General features: G+C 64.8%; 12 protein-coding genes and 1 pseudogene. 5 read left to right on the top strand and 8 right to left on the bottom strand.

The features are described 5' to 3' along the window. Nucleotides 1–267: 267 nt before the first annotated feature. The 3 genes from ABZ942_RS42335 to ABZ942_RS42325 are packed head-to-tail and all read right to left on the bottom strand — an operon-like array spanning nucleotide 268 to nucleotide 2,169. Nucleotides 268–894: a hypothetical protein gene (locus ABZ942_RS42335; RefSeq protein ID WP_357391919.1), complete on the bottom strand. Its 627-nt coding sequence runs from the start codon at nucleotides 892–894 to the stop codon at nucleotides 268–270. Nucleotides 895–904: 10 nt separating this feature from the next. Continuing rightward, complete coding sequence (locus ABZ942_RS42330) at nucleotides 905–1,801, bottom strand: hypothetical protein (protein WP_357391918.1); 897 nt, start codon at nucleotides 1,799–1,801, stop codon at nucleotides 905–907. Continuing rightward, entirely contained in the window at nucleotides 1,798–2,169 is a 372-nt protein-coding gene (locus tag ABZ942_RS42325; protein ID WP_357391917.1) for a hypothetical protein, read from the bottom strand. Before ABZ942_RS42325 ends, ABZ942_RS42330 begins: the two co-directional genes overlap by 4 nt. Nucleotides 2,170–2,907: 738 nt before the next feature. Here ABZ942_RS42325 and ABZ942_RS42320 point away from each other — a divergent pair. Beyond that, on the top strand, nucleotides 2,908–5,859 hold the full coding sequence (locus ABZ942_RS42320; protein ID WP_357391916.1) for a BTAD domain-containing putative transcriptional regulator: 2,952 nt from the start codon (nucleotides 2,908–2,910) through the stop codon (nucleotides 5,857–5,859). 454 nt (nucleotides 5,860–6,313) lie between these two features. Here ABZ942_RS42320 and ABZ942_RS42315 read toward each other — a convergent pair whose 3' ends face one another. Continuing rightward, the gene (locus ABZ942_RS42315; RefSeq protein ID WP_357391915.1) at nucleotides 6,314–6,901 is read right to left on the bottom strand and encodes a GrpB family protein; all 588 of its coding nucleotides are present in this window, start codon (nucleotides 6,899–6,901) and stop codon (nucleotides 6,314–6,316) included. Nucleotides 6,902–7,149: 248 nt separating this feature from the next. Then, the gene (locus ABZ942_RS42310) at nucleotides 7,150–7,467 is read right to left on the bottom strand and encodes a hypothetical protein (protein ID WP_357391914.1); all 318 of its coding nucleotides are present in this window, start codon (nucleotides 7,465–7,467) and stop codon (nucleotides 7,150–7,152) included. A 329-nt stretch (nucleotides 7,468–7,796) separates the two neighbouring features. On the opposite strand from ABZ942_RS42310, the gene ABZ942_RS42305 reads away from it, so the two are divergent. Then, nucleotides 7,797–7,997, top strand: coding sequence for a hypothetical protein (locus ABZ942_RS42305; RefSeq protein WP_357391913.1), 201 nt, complete (start codon nucleotides 7,797–7,799; stop codon nucleotides 7,995–7,997). Here ABZ942_RS42305 and ABZ942_RS42300 read toward each other — a convergent pair. After that, the gene (locus tag ABZ942_RS42300; protein WP_357391912.1) at nucleotides 7,987–8,556 is read right to left on the bottom strand and encodes a recombinase family protein; all 570 of its coding nucleotides are present in this window, start codon (nucleotides 8,554–8,556) and stop codon (nucleotides 7,987–7,989) included. The two genes, ABZ942_RS42305 and ABZ942_RS42300, sit on opposite strands and share 11 nt — an antisense overlap. Before the next feature lie 164 nt (nucleotides 8,557–8,720). After that, a complete protein-coding gene (locus ABZ942_RS42295; protein ID WP_357391911.1) occupies nucleotides 8,721–9,344 on the bottom strand; it encodes a TetR/AcrR family transcriptional regulator C-terminal domain-containing protein in 624 nt (207 codons plus the stop codon). 53 nt (nucleotides 9,345–9,397) lie between these two features. On the opposite strand from ABZ942_RS42295, the gene ABZ942_RS42290 reads away from it, so the two are divergent. After that, nucleotides 9,398–10,873 (top strand): FAD-dependent monooxygenase, encoded by a 1,476-nt coding sequence (locus ABZ942_RS42290; RefSeq protein ID WP_357391910.1) that lies wholly within the window; start codon nucleotides 9,398–9,400, stop codon nucleotides 10,871–10,873. 193 nt (nucleotides 10,874–11,066) lie between these two features. Here ABZ942_RS42290 and ABZ942_RS42285 read toward each other — a convergent pair whose 3' ends face one another. Continuing rightward, nucleotides 11,067–12,077, bottom strand: coding sequence for a hypothetical protein (locus ABZ942_RS42285; RefSeq protein WP_357391909.1), 1,011 nt, complete (start codon nucleotides 12,075–12,077; stop codon nucleotides 11,067–11,069). Nucleotides 12,078–12,604: 527 nt separating this feature from the next. On the opposite strand from ABZ942_RS42285, the gene ABZ942_RS42280 reads away from it, so the two are divergent. Both ABZ942_RS42280 and ABZ942_RS42275 read left to right on the top strand, forming a co-directional pair. Next, nucleotides 12,605–13,381, top strand: coding sequence for a hypothetical protein (locus ABZ942_RS42280; RefSeq protein ID WP_357391908.1), 777 nt, complete (start codon nucleotides 12,605–12,607; stop codon nucleotides 13,379–13,381). Between the two features lie 17 nt (nucleotides 13,382–13,398). Continuing rightward, nucleotides 13,399–13,539, top strand: a pseudogene (locus ABZ942_RS42275) (transposase); the annotation flags it as partial. Nucleotides 13,540–13,649: the final 110 nt, after the last annotated feature.

The following is a 13,649-nucleotide window of genomic DNA, read 5'->3' as shown; positions in this document are numbered from 1 at the left end:
CGGTAACTGTCATCGCTTTCCATCGTGTGTGTCACCGATCTTGCTGGTTCCCCACGAGCTGACCGGACTAGCGCATGCATAGCAAACATTCGCTCGTTCCGACGAGTGAGCGTTACCGTCGCTGGATCATCGAAACCACCTTCGAGTCGACGACGGCGGGTGGTACAACAGAAACCTCGATCTCTCATAGTGAAGGTGCCCCAGGCGCGAGGCATCGTCGTGGATGTTTCAGAACTTCTCGCTGTTACCGCGGGCCTCGGGTCAGCCTCACCAGGCACTCTCGCAGGCCCCGTTCGAACGGGGCCTGTCCGTGTCGTCGTCTGAACTCTGCTGTTGACGTTCGAATTCCAGTCGCGCCGAGTTCGCTTCGATGAAGCTGGATATCGGGCCGGGCTCGGAGTCGCCGGAGTCATAATACCGCTGTTTAAGTCCTTGGACTTTCTCCTGATGATCCTGGATCAAGAGTGCGGCTGCTTCGGCGACGCCGCTGCCGAACTGGCTTTCAGCTAACTCGCGTACGGTGCCGGGTTCGATGTGAACCGAGAAATTCCGCATGCCTGTCGAGGAGACGGTGATTCGATGATCGCTCGATACGCCGACAGCCTCGACCTGGTCTCGTTCGGCGAAGAATTTTGTATCTGTCGAATCAACGGCACCGACGATCAGGTTGGTGTCCTCGATCGCTCTCAGGTACTGCCGCCGCCATCCTACCCACAGCAGCTTTGCGATACTGGTCAGCGCCTGCTCCAGTATCTGTTCATCGGCGAATGCGTAAGCGTTTTCTCCGAAGAACAATGCAATATCGGTTCGCCCGGACAATTCGGCTTCGATTTCTGTCCCGGGCGCACGCACCCGTACCCGAATGCCGGATAACCGCTCGGCCAAATCTCGCATGGTCTGGCTCCTAGCTCAGGCGGCCCATACCGTTATCGCCCATGAGGTCGCGATCGTTCATCCCGGCCAGTTTCGGAGGATCGGAGACGAATAGTTTCTTGTTTCCGCTTATTGCCGAATTTATATCTACTATTTTCGCAGTCATATCTCCCATCTCCACCCAGTGAATGTGGGCGGTGAGGTCGTCGATGGCCTGGCTCATCGACTTGATGATCGAGTCGCAGGTGGTTCCTGATTCCATTTTAGAACCGGCGACGCTAGCGCTACCGACGGACGCCGCCGAGCCGATCGCGACGATCGGCGCGGTAGCGCCTCCGGTCGCGATGGTGATAATCCCTGCAGTGACCGTGCCTACCGCAGCAAGCACCGAGAACACGAAGGGCAAAGTAGCCGGATCGGAGCTTGCGTCGGCATGGTCCAGCGCATTGAGCGTTGTCTCCGCGATCTTGTCGATGTCGTCGCGCGCATTGCGCCACATCTCCTGATGCGCTTGGAGGACACCTCTCATTGTCGACAACGCCGTGAAGAGGTTTCCGGTCCTCGTTTTGAAGGACCCGAGGACTTCTGTCTTGAATGCCATCGCGCCCCGACCGTCCCAGCCCTGCAAATAGTCACTGTCGGCCTGTATTTTATCCAGGTGCGTCCCGACAAATGCCACGTCCTGGCTTAGTTTAGTGGCCGGAGTCGACTGGGTCATCAACTTTTGCATAGCCATTGTCAGCTCAGTGATCAGCGGGTCGTAACTCGCCGGATCGGGCATCCTGGAAAACGGCTCGAACAATGGCTCGACGAACTGGAGGGCCCACCTGAACTTGTCGATAGTGATCCCGCCGTGCTGCTTGAACGCCAGGGCGGCACCCTTCTCTATGATGTCGTGTGCGTGTTGCATGAGCTGCTCAAAACTCATGGTCTACCGCCCATTTCCGGGTCCTCATGCACGCGGCGGTTCATCTCGTTGGCCGACTGCCTATCGACTCCTGCGTATAATTGCGCTGCCCTGTCCAGCGCAGCAGCTGTGCCGTCCAGATATGTTCTGGTTTCCTTCAGGAATCCCGCCACGACGTCGTGCAGATCGAGGTAGGCCGGATACACCGGACCGAGCGCGTCACCGCCGAAATGCTCAGGACGCCGCATCACTTGCTCCACCGCACTCCGAACCCGGTCACAGTTGCCGATCGCAGCACCGAAGTCACTCGAGATCGTAGGGAAGTCAACCTTCGCCGCTTTCTCCAGCTCGTACAGGTGAACACCCAACCGCCGACCTTGATCGACCACGTCGCATCCTCCCTCTCTTCATTGATCCCCCACGGTATGAACCTCGATTACCCGGCCTGACTGATCGGACTGTCAGGATCGAATCGGAACAGCACTCGGCAGTTCCTGAACACGCGCTGGACTCCTGAAGTTCCGCTATCTGTTGCTCTGCATGTTCGAAGATCTCCTCGAACTGACCGTCGAGCATCTCCCACCCCCTGAATGTTGTGATCGATTCGGTTTCGACCAAGGTTGTTCACTATTTGTCGATACCAATGTGCTCCCCCCTTACCGAGCGCATTGTCATTGCCGGCAGCGTGGCCGAACTCGTCACTTTCTGACCAATTCCGGTACGCCCAGCGAAAATGTCTCAGATGATGCCCCCGTCGTACGGAACCGTGTATTCACGGCGTCGCAGCCGCTATGAACTATCCGAGTTCTGACCTTAGCAACCGGCATGAGCAGCGGCGCGGCTTTCGCAGCGACCGCTGATCCGGTACGCGATGAGTGCGTCTACCTGCGTGAACACCGCGGTCCGGCACTGATCGGGTCGACGAAGAGGCAATTGCACCGGCAATTCTGCCGCTGCTTAGTCCGGGGGCGGCCACGCTGTCGGCCGCGGCCCGGATGCGCACTCCAGCATCGGCGGTATCGACGCAAGACGTGTCAGCACTGCTACCCGTGGCAGGAATCGAGTAGCAGAATATGGACTGAGCACTACAGAGCACGGGAAAGCTGGGACCGGGGAGGAGCGACCGGATGGGGTTGGATCCGGCCGTGCTGTCGGAGCTACTGCGGCAGCGGCGCGGCAAACTGGGCATCACCCAATCCGAGCTGGCGCAGCGGGCCGGAGTCGGCGTGCGCACGCTGCGCGATCTCGAGCACGGCGTCGTCCGCAATCCTCGAATAGCGTCGGTACGTCAGTTGCTCGCCGCACTGGATGAACCGACCCCGCGAACGACTGCCCGGACACTGCGGATCGGTGTACTCGGACCACTCGTCCTCGAACACAACAGTACGCAGGTGGCGATGGGCGACACCCGTGCGGCGACTCTGCTCGGACTATTGGCATTGCACGTGAATCAGCCGGTATCGCTGGCCGACGTCGCCGCGACGGTGTGGGCCGACCGACCGCCGGTGTCCCATGCCGAGCTACTGAGCCGGTACGCACGGCGGCTGCGGCAACGACTCGGCCCAGGCCTGCGGTTGACGGCCGGCCGCGGGTTCTGCCGCCTCGACCTCGACCCGGAACAGCTGGATCTCCTGCAGTTCGGCGAATTGACGATACGGGCGCGCGACGCTGCCGAAGCAGGAGAGTTGGACACCGCGCACGAGACCTACGCGCGTGCCCTGGACTGTTGGCGTGGCCCGGTTTTGTCCGGGCACGAACCGCTGGCGTGGCATCCCGGTGCGGGCGCGCTGTCGAGACAACGGCTCTCGGCGGCGCTCGCCTTCGCCGACATCGGGTGCGTGCTCGGCCGGTACGAGCAAACCGTCACACAGCTCGAGGCGGTTCGCACCGACGAGCCGCTGCACGAGGGCCTGCACTCACGGCTCATGACCGCGCTGGCGGGCAGCGGGCAGCAGGCGGCCGCCTTGGAACTGTTCGATGATCTGACCGAACGACTCTCGACAGAGCTGGGCATCGAACCGGGCCCGGAGATCCGCGCCGCGCAGCTGACGGTGCTGCGGCAGGAAATCTCCGTACCGAGCCGCCGCTCGCTGGGCGGTCCCAACTTCCTGCCTCGCGACATGGACGACTTCGTCGGCCGGACCGCCGAGATGGACCGGGTGACCCAGGCATTGCGGACCGCGAATGTCCCAGGTGTGCACGCGCTGAGCGGGATGGCCGGCATCGGTAAGACGGCGCTGGCTGTCCATGTGGGACACACTCTCGCTGACCGGTTTCCGGACGGACTGCTGTTCGTCGATCTACACACCCACAGCGGCACCCACACGCCACTGACCGCGCAGGCCGCCTTGGACGCACTGTTGCGCCAGCTCGGCGTCGACGGGCACCGGATCCCGGATCAGGTCGACCAGAGCGCGGCGCTGTGGCGATCGCTGCTGGTCGGCCGGGACGCGCTCGTGGTGCTCGATGATGTCGCCGACGCTGCCCAGGCCCGGCCACTGCTGCCGGGCGGCGGCACGAACTGCCAGTTCCTCATCACCAGCAGAACCCGGCTGACCAGCCTGGACGCGGTCAGCACGGTTCCGCTGGAGGTGCTCACCGACGTCGAGGCGGTCGACCTGTTCGCACGGGTAACCGGGGAGCAGCGAATCATCGGACAGGACAGGCAAATTCGTGAAGTCACTCAGCTGTGTGGATTGCTACCGTTGGCGATCCGGATCGCTGCGGCCCGATTCCGGGACCGGCCGTCGTGGACGATAGGGCACCTGTTGTCGCTGTTACGAAACGAGCAGCGGCGCCTGCCCGCCCTGCGCGCCGGAGACCGCAGCGTGAGTGCCGCGCTGACGCTGTCATACCGCCAGCTGACCCCGGCGCAGCAGCGGCTGTTCCGGTTGGTCGGCGACTTCCCTGGCGCGGATATCAGCGCGGCCGTGGCCGCGGCGATCATCGATTCGACGGTTGAGGAAACCACCTCGGGACTTGAGGATCTCGTTGATGTGCACCTGCTGCACGAGGTCACCCTCGACCGGTACCGCTTCCACGACCTGATCCGTGATCATGCCCGGCAGATGGGCCAGACCGAGCCCGCGCGCCAACGGCGCGAAGCCACCGTCCGCACCTACGCCTACTACATCCACGTCGCCGCGATGGCCGCTGACCTGCTGGAACCGACACGCAAGCGGTTCCCGATCCCCGGCGCCGCACCGGCTCACCTGCCCACACTGCACACGGCCGCAGACGCGCTGGCATGGTTCGATGCCGAACGCCTGAACCTGGCCGCCATCGTCGCCGCCGCGGCCGCGCGCGGGCATCACGAACAGAGCTGGCAGCTCACCCAACCGCTGTGGCGCTATTTCTTCATCCGTGGCCATCTGCACCTGCACATCGAAACCCACCACATCGCCCTGGCCAGCACCCGGCAGCTGGGTGACACCGCCGCTGAGGCCGAGATCCGCAAGAGCCTCGGCCTCGGCTACTGGCGGGTCGGGCGCTCGGCCGAGGCGATCGATGAGCACCACCGTGCGCTCGAACTCGACCTTGCGGACAACGACATCTGGGGCCAGGCCAAGACCCACAACCACCTCGGCTTCATCCACGCCCGCCGCGGCGACCACGCCGAAGCGCTGGAGCATCACCGGCGAGCGGCCGAACTGTACGAACGGACCGGTGACCGTTGTGGCATGGCGCGAGCGCTGGTCGGACTCGGGGACCTGCACTTCCACACGGGACACAACAGCGAAGGAGCCACCCAATTCCGACAGGCCGTCGAACTCGCCCGAGAGGTGGGCGACCGCTGGGGCGAAGGACTGGCCGCCATCGGTCTCGGATTCACCAGTCCACCGCCGCACGCCGGCCGATACCTGGAGCAGGCCTTGCGGCTCACCCGCGCGAGCGGGGACCGGTGGGGCGAGTCGATAGCACTGATCGGACTCGGCATGGTCCTGGCCGACGCGCACGCCGTCGACGCGGCCGTCAATCATTACCGCCAGGCCATCAACCTCACCCACGAAGTCGGCGACCAGTGGTGGGAGCAGATAGCCACCACCGCCCTCACCCAGCTACGACAGCACCTCTCCTGACCAGCCGGCAAAAGGCCGGATCACCCCGACCGGCAACTAACCCACACCGAGATCGGATCCGCCGTTAAACCGACAGTCCCCAGCAGGGCGGCCTCGAGCACCGCGGTGTCCGCAGTCGGGTGTGTCATCTCAGATCACCGCCGAGCATCGCGCTGAGGGGAACGAAGAGCAGATCGTCGAATAGATGACGCGGAACGATGACCAAGTGGGAGCGGTTGGTCGGGGCGATGAGCAGGACGTGCTGACCGATCTCGGCTCCGGCGGAGTGTCGCAGCTTCGCAGGTACGGACGGGTCGATGACGGGATGACCGGTGGCAGGAAGCTCTGTGTCACAGGGGCCACCTCCTGCGCGAACTGAACGGTCGCCGGGCGGCGGTGGGACCGGTGTCTGTGCGGTGTTTTATCGCAGAGTCGGGGGTGATCTCGCCCCAAATTTGGGTTGGAATCTGGGTGTCTATAGCATTCCCGCCGCGCGGAACAGCCGGTCATAAATCGCGCGGACGGTCTCCTGCTTGCGCGCGTTGTAGTCCATGACGTGTCCACCTCCTGGGACCGCCGCTCGTTTGGCGTCCTCGTACTGCGTGCGGTCCTCCGGGTGGGCCCGCAGCCAGTCGCGGAACATGCGGTGCCGGATGACCTCCGGGCACTCTGGTCCGAACACATGCAGGTTCACGCGGGGATCGGCCCGCCTCAGACACCGGTGTTCGTGCCAGGATGGCTCCCGAACCGTGAGGATGTAGCCGATTCGCGTGAGCAGAGGGACGTACCGCTCCTCGTCGCGGGGATCGGCCACCGTCAGATCTATGTCGATGACGTCCTTGGCGGCCAGTCCTTCGACGGAGGTAGACCCGACATGCTCGATGTCCATCACCGCCGGGCCGAGCGCCGCGCGGATCTCCGTCGCCGCGGCCTGGTAGCGGCGCGGCCACTCGGGCTGGTAGGCAACGATCGAGACCGTTTCCGGTGGAGGGGGGCCGTCCACCCATGGGCTCTCGGCGGGGTCGGGCTCGTGGTGTCGGGTGATCTCCTCGAAGGTGGGCACCCGTGTCAACGTAGCAGCGGCCCGCCGGGGAGCCGATCTATTTTATTGCCGCGCTGACGCGACTTTGAGGGAGCCATATCGCCGCGCCCGGCGAACACCCGCCACTCGGCTATTACCGCGCGTCGGGAAGCCCTGTCGGCCAACCAATCCGGCCAAGCGACCAACGCCCTCGCAGCGGTGCGGGCGTTCGTGGTCGTCGGCTGCAGCACGGTTGAGCCCGAGCGGATCAGGTGCGGCGCGGCTGGTGGCTAGGTGTACCCGAGTTGTTCCGCGTATGCCGTGTCGCCAGCGCAGACTTCGGCGTTTTTCAGAGGATGCGGAGCTTGAAGTGAAGCTACGATGCGCGCAGCCTGGACCTCGGGCTGTTCTTCGGTTACCTCGAACGCGATGAGTACCTGAACGAACGGGTCGGCGTTATCGCGGGGCACCATCAGAGAGACTCGAACTCGCTGAGGATCCGATTCCCATACAGACGCCCAAAACAGCTCATGGTTCCACTGGACCAAGGGGTTGGGGACGACCAACAGGTTCTCCTGGACCAACCGTGCGATCTTCTCATCTATCACCTGATCAGTATGGCGGGAAAGGCCCCACGGAGACTCGGAAGCGTCCGCACCTCGACAGCTCCGGATGTTCCAGAGGCGTTGGGGGCCAATCGATCAGCGGGCGGCCCGCTGTACGTTCGCGAACGTGCGCCCCGCAGTATGTCAGGACATTGGTTGAGGACTGCCTCGGCGCCACGGGACCCACGACCGCGCGCCAGGCGGCTAGCTCAAAAGCATGATCTGCCGATCCTCCAGGCGTCAACGCTAGCCCCGAAAAGGTCGTCCACGAGCGCGACTACCTGATCAGCCGGGGTATTCCGCCGCACTTCCTCTACCTGGACCCGCAACCGTTGTGGCAGCGATCCGTCACCGCCGACGAGGCCGCGGTGATCCTGGCCCGGGAAGGGTTCGAACCCACCGAGATCCGGCAGGTGATCGGCCAATTCTGCGAGGAGCTCGAGCTACGCCACCGCCTTGACGACGCGCACGACCCCCAAGGCGAGGTCACCGAGGACGATCTCGGGCAGCTGCGGGCTCGCCTCAACCTGTGACCACTTCGACCGGTTCGGCCCGCAGGTAGCTGTAGACGGTTTCGCGGCTGATCCCGAATTCTATGGCCAGCAACGACTTCCGCTCTCCCGCAGCGGCGCGGGCCCGCAGCTGGTCGGCTTCGGCGGGGCTCAGTGCCGGCTTGCGGCCGGTGTACGCGCCGCGAGCCTTGGCCGCGGCGATCCCTTCTCGCTGGCGTTCCAGGATCAGGGCGCGTTCGAACTCGGCGAAGGCGCCCATCACGCTCAACAGCAGGGTCGCCATCGGCGAGTCCTCCCCGGTGAAGGTCAGGTCCTCCTTGACGAACTCCACCCGCACTCCCTTACCGGTCAGCAACCTCACGAGGTGGCGCAGATCGTCGAGGTTGCGGGCGAGCCGGTCCATCGAGTGCACGATCACGGTGTCGCCGTCGCGGACGAACGCGATTAACTCATCGAGCTTGGGTCGCGCGGTGTCCTTGCCCGATGCCTTGTCGACAAAACTGCGTTCGATATCGATCCCGTCGAGTTGGCGCACGGTGTTCTGATCGACCGTGCTGACCCGGATATAGCCGACCCGCATCGCTGCCCTTCCGAACCTGGGATGTCAGGATGAATTCTGAGAACCCACCGGACAAGTGTCAAGAAACTCGGAATATGACCCTAAGCTGACGCGATTCGTTTCGGTCGTTGCCGTGGCGCTGGGGCGTACCTCAACTGGACATTCGCCGGCGCGGGTTCTGCCGGTCACCTTCGCGCGAGGATCGCGGACAGGCCGAATTCGAAGCGCTCGCCGAATGATTCCGCGTCGAGATGACCGAGGACGCGGCGGAGGGCGGGGTAGGCCGTCTCGGAGACCGTGTTCGTCAGGCGGCCGTTCGGGGACTGGTGGGCCGCTGCTTGTTCTTCCTGGGTGAGGCCGAGGGTGAAGTAGATGATCGTCCACGCGGTCCAGGCGGCCGCGCGTTCGTCCAGTCCTCCGTCCAGCAACGCGCCCACCAGGGTGTCGGCGAAACGCAGGGTGTGTGGTTCGGCGGCGTAGGTGCCGACGACGAGCGTGGCGCCGTCGCGGTGGGCGAGTAGGGCGCGGCGGTACCGGTGGGCCAGTTCACGGACGCGCTCGAGCGGGGGGTCCGGAAGGTCATCGAGCGGGGCTTCGCCGACGACGGCGTCGGCCATCAGTTCCAGCATCCGGGCCTTGGTCTTCACATGCCACAGCACGGTGTTCATCCGTACGCCGAGCCGGTCGGCGACCGTACGGGTGGACAGGGCGTCTAAGCCCTTTGCGTCCAGCAGTTCCAGCGCGGTGCGGATCACCGTTGCGGGGTCCAGTCGCGAACCACGGTCCCTGCCATCTTGCTTATTGGTCACTGACCTAGTGTACTGGATATAAGTTTATTGGTCACTGACCTAGGGATGGGTTCATGGAACAGCAAGTTGTCATCGCTGGAGGGGGGCCGGTCGGGCTCTGGCTCGCCGCCGAACTGCGGCTGGGCGGGGTTTCGGTCACTGTCATCGAGGAGCGTACGCACATCGATCAGCGCTCCAAGGCCCTCACCATCCACCCACGCACCATCGAGATCCTGGCCTCGCGCGGGGTGCACGAACCCTTCCTCGCCGAGGGCTCACCGATTCCGGGCGGTCACTTCGCGGGGCTCGACGACCGGCTCGACTTCCGGGCGCTGGAGACCCCGTTCCCGTACACCCTGGCCCTGCCCCAGGCCCGCACCGAGGAACTGCTGCAGGAACACGCGCTTGCGCTCGGCGCCACGATCGCGCGCGGTCAGCGCGTCACCAGGTTCACCGAGCACGCGGAGTCGGTGACCGTGCAGGTGGAGGGGCTGTACGGGCCGTACGAACTGCAGGCGGCGTTCCTCATCGGCTGCGACGGCTCCCGCAGCATCGTGCGCACCGCCGCCGGCATCGACTTCGTCGGTACGCCCTCCACCGTCTTGGGCTGGCTGGGCGATGTCACCCTCGACAGCCCGCCGCGGCCAGGGTTCAGCACCTTCGGGCTCCGGGGTGGGGTGATGGTCGCGCCGCTGCCCGATAAGCGGTATCGCGTCGTCGGCATCAGCCCCGACAGCCTCACGGCGCAATGGCCCGGCGAGCTCACCTTGGAGGAGTTGCGAGCCAAGACCGTCGCCATCACGGGCGGGGACTTCGGGATGCGCGATCCGGTCTGGCTCTCCCGATTCGGCAACGCTACTCGGCTGGCCGCCCAGTACCGGCAGGGTCGGATCCTGCTCGCCGGTGACGCCGCCCACCAGCACTACCCAGCGGGTGGCGTCGGGATGAACGTCGGCATCCAGGACAGCCACAACCTCGGCTGGAAACTCGCCGCCACCCTCCACGGCTGGGCCCCTGACCACCTGCTCGACACCTACCACACCGAGCGCCACCCCATCGGCGCCCAGCTGATGGAACACAGCCGCGCCCAGGTCGCGCTGATGACCGGCTTCACCCCCGAAGGCCTCGACCTGCGCTCGCTGTTCAGCGGGATGATCGCCACCCAACCGGCACTCAACAAGGCCCTGTCCGAACGGCTCTCCGGGCTCGCCACCAGATACTCCACCCCGGACCCGACAGCCCACCCGCTCACCGGCACCCGCGCACCCGATCTGACCTTCACCGGCTCGCAGAACCACCTGTTCTCCCGCCTGCGCCCGGACAGCTATCTGCTGCTCGACCTGACTACGGGCGTCCTGGCGGACCAGACGCGCCCCGGACTCGTGATGCACACCGCAACCCTCGACCAGCCCCCCGCCGCCTGGGCCACCGTTCAAGCCGCCCTCATCCGCCCCGACGGGCACGTCGCCTGGGTCGGCATCGATGAGCACGACACGGCACTGTCCGCCGCCGTGGACCGGGCGGTCGCCACTACCCGCCGCGGCGCTTGAAGCCGCTGTGCAGACTGGCCTGCTCGGCCTGGATCGGCCCAATTCCCGACCAGGCTCACCACGCCCGCCGCCTCCCTGAGCCATCGACGGCGGTTGGGCTATACACCGCCGCGAGGCTTCACCCCATTGCAGTGAACATGACTTCGAACAATCGGTGAAAATGACTTCGAACATCGACAGTGTGATCGGCTACTCAGAGCAGCTGTGGATTGGCGGCACGCATGTGGGCTATCGCGCGGTCGGGGAACAATTCCCGCGGATTGACCGTGGCGCGTCCATCGTGGTTCATGAGCACCGCGTGGCGACAGATGGTCAGCTTGGTGATTCTGTCGTAACGCACGTGGCCGTAAAACTCGGGGGTTTGTATGTCGACCGCGTCGGAGTCGAATCGGGTGGCGAGCAGGCAGCCGTCGGCGGCGTAGCTTGTGAAACTTCGTCGTAGTCGGGCGAAGCCGACCGCCGCCGCGGTCAAGCGAGCGGCCAGTGCGACAAGGATCATCATGCCCGCCCCGACGGCGCAGGCGACCAGCCCTTGCTTGCCCGCGATCGCGACGGCGACCAGTATGAGTATCGCGGCAACGGCTGCATTGGTCCGAGTCAACTGCCGGGCTCTTCGCCAGGTGACCGCCCAGGCCAGCTGTGCGGCGGTGTGGGGTCCCGTGGTAACCGTGGCAGTCGGCTGATCCAGCGACGGGAGCGGGGGTAGCGGCGGCAGAGTCGCGACATCTTCGCGCCCTGCGAGTCGGGCGCGAAGATAGTCGATCGCTGTGTCCGGGAACAATTGCCGCGGAAATGCGACCTCGGTATTTCTCATGCGGAGTGTGATCGAAGTCGGCTCCACCGTTATCGAGCGGAAGCGGTTGTGCGGGAAGCGGGCTCGGTAGTTGGTGTCCTGCAGTTCGAATGCTTCCTGGCCGAAGCGAATGCTCAGTGTCTGCCCGTACGGTGGGATCACGGCCAGGTACGACCGAGCCAACGGTCCCTTCCCCAGCCGCCGCAGAAACACTGAGAAGGCGGCCACCGCGGCCACCGCGATGGCGATTTCGTACTGCCGCAACATCCACATCGCGGTCATCAGGACGATCAAGACCGAATACGTCGAGCGCACCAGCCAGCCATGTATCCGAGCTCGCCGTCGAACGATAGCCTCCAATAGTGCGACGGACTCCGGTGTCCCCACCATCTCGGCGTCCGGTTGCTCCATCACCGGAATCGGCGGCAATGGGCTGAAGTCCTGCGCCTGTACCGAGTTCGCTTGGACTGCGGTTGAATTCTCGCCACTGAACGAATCCTCCGTCGACTCCGATCCGGCCCTGGATTGTGACGGTCCGTTGATCTGATCGCACACGCAACGTGCATCGGAATCCGCTGGCGTAGTGATACATAGGCGCTGAGACGTTCACGCTCGTACGCTCATCGGCTCCGGACGTTCTCCGAGCGTTCGACCGACCTCTTGATCAGGGAGTTTCATTCGACTTGCGACACAGGCAGTTCGCGACCGCGCGGCACCGCGCCGACGGGGTGGGCGTTGCCATCCGCGGGGCAGAGGGCGACGAATACTGATGCAGCAGGCCATTTCGGTGGCGTCACGCGCTTTGCTGAGAAGGGGAATAGCCGATGATGTGTGGAGTGAGGCTTGCTCGTGCGCGATTCGGTGTGGCTGTGTCGGTCCTGGCGATCGCCGGTGGCGGTCTGCTTCCCGCCGCATCAGCCGCCCCGCCGGGGCCTACCGTGACTTCCGCGACCAGCACCATGCAGACCGGGATCGATGACCAGGTCGCGACAGCGACCTGCCCAGCGGGCAGCCGCCTTACCGGTGCCGGCGCCGCAGTGGCGCATCCGAACGCCTACATCAATCGACTCGAACCGCGCTCGACCGCTGATGGCCCCAACTCGGTGGCCATGTTCGCTACCGTCGCAACGGATGAACCCCAAGCCAGTGTCGAAGCCGGCGTATGGGCGTACTGCGTCACCTCAGGGCCCGCCACTCGGATCATCAACCAGACCGCGACCTCCTCCCAGAGTGGCAGGGTGAGCGTGGCGGTTCCTTGTCCCGCAGGCACACACGTTGTGGGCGGCGGCGCCAAGACGCCCTTCGGTGGCATCCCCGCCCAGAACTACCTCGCCAGCAGCTTTCCTGCTTCCGATCTCCGGTCATGGAACGCGACAGCGGTGAACCTCTCGACGGCGGCCTCGGTTACCGGGTACGCGATCTGCGCGGACGCGGGTCCCGCCACTCAGCGCGTGGCCTCCACCTCCACCGCCCACGTCACTGAGAGCGGCTACGGCGCCGATGGGGGTTTGGAGGCCTCGGTTGTCTGCCCAGACGGCACCCACGTTACCGGCGGCGGCACCGACACCCAGGGCAGCTACCTCATGTCGACGCTAGCGACAGCCAACCCTGGTGGGACGCTTAAGCTTAACGGGTGGTCGGCGAGGGCAAAGATCAGGGTGAGCAACATAGCCACGATCGTCACCTACGCAGTTTGTGAATCGGACCAGTGGTGACGGCTGAGATGCGCCGTGACCTCAAACCGGTTTACACCGCAGCGACCGAGGCCGCGGCCCGCGAACGGTTCGGTGAGTTCACCACGAAATGGGGTGTCCGCTACCCGGCGATCGTCAAACTCTGGAACAACGCCTGGGCCGAGTTCACACCGTTCCTCCCAAGTAAGCAGTACCCCGCGGTGGCGGTTGCGGATCCGGGACCGGGCGTGGCGGCGTCGTAGTGCTCGGCGGCGCTTGGGATTCCGGTACCGAGGGGGCGGGGGCCGGT

The sequence above is a fragment of the Nocardia sp. NPDC046473 genome, from assembly GCF_040645995.1.
GTDB lineage: Bacteria > Actinomycetota > Actinomycetes > Mycobacteriales > Mycobacteriaceae > Nocardia.
Note: the sequence above shows the minus strand (reverse complement) of the source record. Positions and strands in the feature narration are given on the sequence as shown.